Annotated in this window: 4 protein-coding genes; all 4 read right to left on the reverse strand. The window is 28.7% G+C overall.

The genetic code is table 11. The features are described from left to right. Window positions 1-67: 67 nt before the first annotated feature. From IDG60_RS09180 to IDG60_RS09195, 4 genes are read right to left on the reverse strand one after another with little or no spacing between them, the layout of a single operon-like run. On the reverse strand, window positions 68-865 hold the full coding sequence (locus tag IDG60_RS09180) for a tandem-type lipoprotein (protein WP_000540315.1): 798 nt from the start codon (window positions 863-865) through the stop codon (window positions 68-70). A gap of 51 nt (window positions 866-916) precedes the next feature. Next, window positions 917-1,708, reverse strand: coding sequence for a tandem-type lipoprotein (locus tag IDG60_RS09185; protein ID WP_000456136.1), 792 nt, complete (start codon window positions 1,706-1,708; stop codon window positions 917-919). A gap of 31 nt (window positions 1,709-1,739) precedes the next feature. After that, window positions 1,740-2,510, reverse strand: a complete 771-nt coding sequence (gene lpl5, locus IDG60_RS09190; RefSeq protein WP_000540915.1) for a tandem-type lipoprotein Lpl5 — start codon at window positions 2,508-2,510, stop codon at window positions 1,740-1,742. Window positions 2,511-2,557: 47 nt separating this feature from the next. Beyond that, window positions 2,558-3,340, reverse strand: coding sequence for a tandem-type lipoprotein (locus IDG60_RS09195; RefSeq protein WP_001826822.1), 783 nt, complete (start codon window positions 3,338-3,340; stop codon window positions 2,558-2,560). Window positions 3,341-3,482 lie beyond the last annotated feature (142 nt).

Raw genomic sequence — 3,482 nt, forward strand, 5'->3', positions numbered from 1 at the left:
ATACATGTAATTCATTTAACTTTATTATTAAATGTTCTAACGTCATTTTTTATAATAATAATTATACTTATTTATCCTCGCTTGGATTAAAGTAGACACTATCTGTGAAGTAAATATTTTCTTCCTTGTTTTCAACAAAGGTAAATTCAATATTTTTATATCCGACTGATGAACCTTTTAAATTACCTGAGCCTTTCAATAATAATTTAGGCGCTTTTTGCGTCGGGATATTATATCGCTTACGTAATTGTTCTACATTGTAATCACTGTTTTTCAATTGATATTGTGCAGAGTATATTGGTGCTTCTGGGTTATATGTCACTTCTCCGTCTTTATAGTTTTCCAATTCTTTGAAATTCCCGTATTGTACAAAGAATTTAAATTCTTCAATTTCTTTTTTTACTTTTTCATCATCGATTGGTTTTAATGGAATGATTTTATTATTTTCCATTTTCACTGGATATTTTCGTTCATCACTATATACCTTGCCCTCACTGTCTTCTTTAACTATCCTGACAAAATATTCACCAGTGCATGTTCTACTATTTCTATTTAAACGTATGACCATACCTTTAGATACCATATTTTCATTTTTCAGTTCTGTTGTCATTTCAGATCTAATAACCCAAGTACCTTTGTCGCCTTTTTTAAATTTTCCATCTCGATATCCCTCTTTGTCATAAAAGTCTTCTAGATTTTCAGTAGGATACATGTCTAACGTTTTTGCAAAACTCTTTTTAATTTGTGCTTCTTTTGAATCTCCTTTTGATTTTTCTGAAGTATCGCTTGATTTATCACAACCTATTATAAAAACACTCAAAACCATAACAATTATATAAAGTAAAACTCTTTTAAAATATCCCATCTTTTCACTTCTCTCTTGTTTTAAATTAGTTTATGCCCCTGGTTTTATTTACTAATTACTATGTGATGGTCCGAAGTTCAAAAAATCACTCATAAAAGTCTCATCCTCTTTCTCCTTAGAAAACATGTACTCTATCTGCTTATATCCAACTGAGCTACCTTTAATATCTCCGTCTATATGCAGTTTTAATATTGGAGACTGCTTGGTTGTAATTGGGTACTTTTCTCTAAGTTTTTTTACATTTCCATCACTATTATTCCTTTTGTACTCTGCTTCATAATACGGAACATTTTCATTGATAGATATTCTTCCATTTTTATAATTTTTCAAATCTTTAAAATCTGCATACTGACTAAAAAATTTAAAATTTTCAATTTTATGTTTAAGGTTTACATCTTCTACTTTATCTAAAACTACTATCTTATTATTTTTAAGTTCAACACGATAATTTTTTTCGCGTGTCATCTTACCCAATTCATCATAAGTTGTTCTTATAGTATAATGCCCAGTTGCCGTCCTCATATTTCTATTCAAATGTAGCACCATACCTTCACTATCCATTTCACCTGGTTTGTTGCTTTTAGCAAAATCTGTTGATATTGTCCACGTCCCTTTATCACCTTTTTTAAATTCGCCATCACGATATCCTTCTTTGTCATATAAATCCTCGAGATTCTTAATTGGATACATATCTAACGTTTTCGAAAAACTCTTTTTAATTTGTGCTTCTTTTGAACCTTCTTTTGGATTTTCTGCAGTATCGCTTTGACTATCACAACCCATTATAAAAATGGTCAAAATAATAACACTTATGAACAATGCAAGCCTTTTTAGATATTCCATTCCTTCACACCCTAATATTTAATTATCAGTACTATTTTTTCGCTGGCTTATAACTTAAATAATCAATGACTGAAATATCCCTATCTTCTTTTGAAAAATCTATTTCTAACCTTTTATATCCAACAGAACTACCTTTTAAGTCCCCGTCAATATGCATTTTTAACATTGGAGCTTTATCAGTAGGAATGTTATAACGACTTCTTAATTGTTTAACATTTTCATCTTTATTGCTCATTTTATATTCCACGTCATAACTTGGAACATTCCAATTTATTGACACGTCGCCATTGTTGTAATTTTCCAAATCCTTAAAATTTGCATATTGTCCGAAAAATTTAAAGTTTTCTATTCTCTTTTTTAGATTTGGATCTTCTACCTTGTCTAATAAGATAATTTTATTATTTTTCATTTCAACTTTATAATTTTTTCTATCAGGTAATTTATCCTTTTCATAAAATTTCTTAACAAAATAATATCCCTTAGCCGTTCGAGTATTTCTATCCAGATTTAAAACCATACCTTCATCATCCAATTCACCCGGTTTATTACTTTTAGCGAAATCTGTGTATATCGTCCACATCCCTTTGTCACCTTTTTTAAATTCGCCATCTCGATATCCTTCTTTGTCGTATAAATCTTCAAGATTTTTGATTGGGTACATATCTAACGTTTTCGCAAAACTCTTTTTGATTTGTGTTTCTTTTGAATCTCCAGTGATTTTATTACCACCACCGCAAGATGTTACAAAAATGATTACAATCAACAGGCTTATACACATTCCAATCCTTTTTAAATATCCCATCGTTTCACGTCTCTCTGTTTTAGAATTATTTCTACATCTAATTATCTTTAGCTAACTCCATCAGATGGTCCAAAATTCACAAAATCTCTAACAGCTGTTTCTTCGTCTTTTACTTTTGAAAAATTAAATTCTATATTTTTATATCCAATTGAACTTCCTTTTATGTCACCATCTATATGTAATTTTAATACTGGAGATTTTTTTGTTGTGATTGGATAAACCTCTCTAAGTTTTTTTACATTTTTATCCGTATTACTTATTTGATATTCTGCATCGAAACTTGGTACATTATCTGCACTTGATATATTTCCATTTTTATAGTTTTTAAAATCTCTAAAATCAGCGTACTGACTAAAGAATTTAAAATTTTCTATTTTATTTTTGAGCTTTGAATCTTCTACATTATCCAAAAGAACTATTTTATTATTTTTAAGTTCAACATGATATTTTTTTTGATGCTCTTTTTCATTAAATTCATCATGAACTTTGCTCGTGTAATAATATCCTGTTGCCTTCTTTATATTTCTATTTAAAAATAAAACCATGCCTTCATCATCTATCTCACCTGGTTTGTTACTTTTAGCAAAACTTGTGAGTAAAGTCCATGTACCCTTATCACCCTTTTTAAATTCACCATCTCTATAGCCTTCTTTGTCGTATAAATCCTCGAGATTTTTGATTGGATACATATCTAAAGTTTTCTCAAAGCTCTTTTTAATTTGTGCTTCTTTTGAATCTTCTTTTGTTTTATCACTTTTGCCACAACCTGCTATAAAAACTATTAAAATTAAGATACTTATGTACAATGCAAACCCTTTTAAATATCCCATCGTTTCACGTCTCTCTGTTTTATACTTCATTTATATTCTCTTTTCATATAAATAATTAATTATTTTGTATATTTCTCTTTTACGTTACCAAAATATACATATACAATCAATTTAATTTCTTAATTAAATTTGTACTTATTAT

The sequence above is a fragment of the Staphylococcus sp. EG-SA-2 genome (assembly GCF_017152085.1).

Bases quoted from the DNA above. Each gene is read 5' to 3' on its own strand.
- IDG60_RS09180 (WP_000540315.1), bottom strand. From the start codon at position 865: ATGGGATATTTTAAAAGAGTTTTACTTTATATAATTGTTATGGTTTTG.
- IDG60_RS09185 (WP_000456136.1), bottom strand. From the start codon at position 1,708: ATGGAATATCTAAAAAGGCTTGCATTGTTCATAAGTGTTATTATTTTG.
- lpl5 (WP_000540915.1), bottom strand. From the start codon at position 2,510: ATGGGATATTTAAAAAGGATTGGAATGTGTATAAGCCTGTTGATTGTA.
- IDG60_RS09195 (WP_001826822.1), bottom strand. From the start codon at position 3,340: ATGGGATATTTAAAAGGGTTTGCATTGTACATAAGTATCTTAATTTTA.